Genomic DNA, 3,562 nt, shown 5'->3' with positions numbered 1-3,562 from the left:
TATAAATGCAGTGTACCTGGTTATGCGACCGGCCCGCTTGGAGATCGAGGTGCGAAAAAAGTAACTGGTTATTATGCGCTTTTACCGTAAGAAGCACAAACTGCATCAAAAAAAACATTAGGAAAACCCTAAGCCTCATGGCGGTACTAAGCGTATACAATGGTTTATAACCCCGGATAAATAACCATAAATATAGCATTAAAATGAAGAAATATTAAGAAAAATCATAGCTTAATATAGAACTATCGATTTTTAAAAAGAACGCCGGCGATTATTTGTTAAAATCGTAAAACTTCCAGCTGGTGGTAAAATCCTTTTTTAAAGGCTGATTAATTAATGTGGCCCTTACCATTTCTATGGGAATAAGATTCTCTTTTATAACGGCATCGTGAAATTGCTTGTAGGTCATTTTGCCGCTATCAACCATTTCCTTTTTCAGCTCCGTAAGCTGCAATCCGCCCAGTAAATAAGCTACCTGGTAAAGCGGACTATAGCCACCTTCAAATGAACGCCTTACTTCACCCTGGGCATTTGCTGTTTCGTGGCCTACCCTATCTACTAAAAAGTCAACACATTGTTGCGGTGTCCAGTTGCCTAAATGGTAATTTAAAGAAAATATAATGCGGGCACAGCGGTGCATGCGCCAAAACAGCATACCAACCCGCTCCTCGGGTGTTTTGGCAAAGCCTTTATCATACAATAGTAACTCCCAATATAAGGCCCAGCCTTCGGTAGCGAAGGGAGTGGTAAAATCCTGCCTGTAGGCCTTGTACCGGCTATTCATAAAATATTGCAGGTTATGACCGGGAATCAATTCGTGCTGCACGGTACCTCTTGAAAAATAAGGGTTGTTGCCCCGCATACTCATTAGCTTATCCCGGGCCTCCATGGTATTTGTGGGGTACGATATGCTGATCTCTTTACCACCTGTAAAGAAAGGGTTAACCAGCTGCCTTTCCGGCGACATCATGACCATGCCCCAGGTTTCTTCGGCAAGCGGAGGTATGGTTATCAGGTCGCGCTCTTTAATAAAGCTGATGGCATCATTATATAGTTTCACAATAAGTTCTGGCTGATGACCTACGGGTACATAACTGTTCTTAACCTTTTCCAGCGCTTTTTTCCAATCGTTGCCAAAGCCCATTTCCTGCGATGCTTTTAGCATTTCTTTATCGCACCAGGCAAATTCTTTGTTCGCCAGCTTTATAAGTTCCTCCGGTGTGTAAGGGATCATTTCGGCCTGTAGCTGGCTTATCAACGCATCACGACCGATGGGTACACCTTTTATGCCGCTGCTATCGGGCTTTTGAGTTGTATTAACTTTTCCTTTGCGCTTTGCCAATTCGCTATATTTCAACAATGCCTTATCAAGGGCTTTATAAGGCTCTGGCACCCACCAGCTAAAGGCAGGATCATAACCATTATAAAATCCATAAAAATCCTTTAACCTTCCCTTTAAACCGATAAGCGCATCGCGGGTAATTTTTGCCAGCGGCATATCCACGCTTACATTTTTTGAATATACTGCCGAATCTGCTTTAAGTTGTTTAAGGATACCATTAAGTTCAGTAGCCACTTTTTCACCATCCACAAAGTCGCCGCGGCGGCGCTTTTTCTCTAACAGGTAGATCTCATCCGCGAATGAAAGGTATTTTGTTACCTGGTTATACTTCTCTTCTTCCTTTTTCAGCTCATTCAGATCAAAATTTATCCGTTTTTTAAGCAATATATAATCAACCTTGCCATAAATGCTCAGCGACTCAAAATCTGTTTGCTGTAGTTGCTTTAAATAGTCGTTATTAACCTCAACCAGCCTTTTACGCTGTTCGGGTGAATTAAGTACATTCATTTTATCCTGATCTTCGGCATGCTCATTTACGTTATATGGCGAGTAAAAATCTTTTATGGCATTTATATCCTGCCCATATTGAATTATTTTACCGGCTAATTCACTGGTTTGTTCGTAAAGACTGGCAGCGGATGTGCCGGTTTGTGCATTAGCTGCAAATGCACATATGGTTAAGCAAAATACAATGATAAAAGTGTACAGTTTTTTTGTCGTGATTGGCACAATGGAATATTTAAAGCGTAAGTAGAAAGTAGTTATTTAATCAAATGAATTTAGCTTGCTGCCCTGCTCAGGCTAATGAGGTTATTGTTATAAGAATCAAGATAGCCGCGTGGCGAGTTGCCTATTACATATTTAAAAACACGGTTAAAATTGGTGATGCTTTTAAAGCCGCATTTGTAGGCAACCGTATTTATACTTTCAAACTTATGGGCTATCAGTTTTTTACAGGCCTCGTTGATCCTGATCTCGTTCAGGAATGAAATAAAGGTATGCCCGGTATGTTTCTTAAAATAGCGGCAAAAAGATTCGGGGGTCATAAAGGCTACTTTGGCTACATCCTCCAGGGTGATCTGCTCGCTGTAATGCTGCATAATAAAGTTATAGATGTTGCCTATCCTTATGCCTTCGTTTTCGGTTATGCCCGGTAAGTTGCCATAGGTTGATAATGGATCAAGTTTCCCCCTGATATTGGTGAGTCCTTTAAGCAAACTAAAAAACTGCACAAGCTGATCTGTACCCGAGGCATTTTTTAGCCCCATCATAATTTGCGATACCTTATCAACTGCACTATGCGGCACTTTAAATCCCTGCTGATGTTGTTGCATAAACATTTTACTTAATTTCAGTTCGGGCAAATCAAATAAGGAGGATAATGCTCCCTCGGGATTGAAAAATATGGATATGGCTTCTATTTGTTTGTTGCCATCGTTTACAAAATATTCGGGGTTGCTTTTAAATACATGCGGCAAGTTGGCACCCAGCAAAAATATATCGCCAGATGAGTAATCATGCATGTTATTACCGGCTATCAGGGTACCCTCTCCCCTTTGGATCCAGGTGATCTGTATTTCTTTATGACGGTGCAGGTAAGGATAGTGATACGGTAAAGAAACTTTTTCTGCAATCACGCTTTTATCGTGCGGTACAGGGATAGTAAATTGTAAAACTTTCATCTTTATTTTTATTAATCCACTTTGAATTTACAATTACTTAACTCTATTAACCAACATTTGGCATTAACCGGATAAAATACTGCTATCATCTGTTAATTTCATGCAGTTGAACGACTGAAAAATTAAAGAAAAACACAAATTTTAACTTTTTTCTTAAAAAAATTAAATGCTAAGTAAACAACAATAATCAAAATTAAACCTGTGCTTATTTTCTGTTCACACTACAAAAGCATTATGATTATTCATTATGCAATTAGTGCTAAAAAAATACAACACGTTATTTTCAGAAAAAAAGACCCGTTTTTTCATTGTGCTATTGCAGGTTTTTAAAAATAAAAAATGCCTGCCTCCTATTAAGGAAGACGGGCAAATTATTTTACGAAAGTATTAAGAGGTGTTTAAAAATAGATAAATAGATCGTGATTGCGAGTATCCACCAGGATGATCCTGGAAAAAATGGGGATGACTTGTTTACTTATGCGAATAATTGGCCTGTCACCCTGAGCCTGTCGAAGGGTCGCGCGCAGAGGCCTTCACC

At 39.6% G+C, this 3,562-nt stretch carries 2 protein-coding genes; both read right to left on the bottom strand.

The features are described from left to right. Positions 1-271: 271 nt before the first annotated feature. A complete protein-coding gene (locus AC1DPZ_RS24030; RefSeq protein WP_477408238.1) occupies positions 272-2,071 on the bottom strand; it encodes a DUF885 family protein in 1,800 nt (599 codons plus the stop codon). Positions 2,072-2,121: 50 nt separating this feature from the next. Then, positions 2,122-3,024 carry an AraC family transcriptional regulator gene (locus tag AC1DPZ_RS24025; protein ID WP_477408236.1) on the bottom strand — a complete coding sequence of 301 codons (903 nt, stop codon included), beginning with the start codon at positions 3,022-3,024 and terminating at the stop codon, positions 2,122-2,124. Between the last annotated feature and the right edge of the window lie 538 nt (positions 3,025-3,562).

Source organism: Mucilaginibacter sp. P4_G9 (genome assembly GCF_056400985.1).
The sequence above is the reverse complement of the archived record's forward strand: the minus strand, read 5'-3'. Positions and strand labels throughout refer to the sequence as shown.

Excerpts from the sequence above, each read along its gene's own strand:
- AC1DPZ_RS24025 (WP_477408236.1), bottom strand. The coding sequence starts at position 3,024 with ATGAAAGTTTTACAATTTACTATCCCTGTACCGCACGATAAAAGCGTG.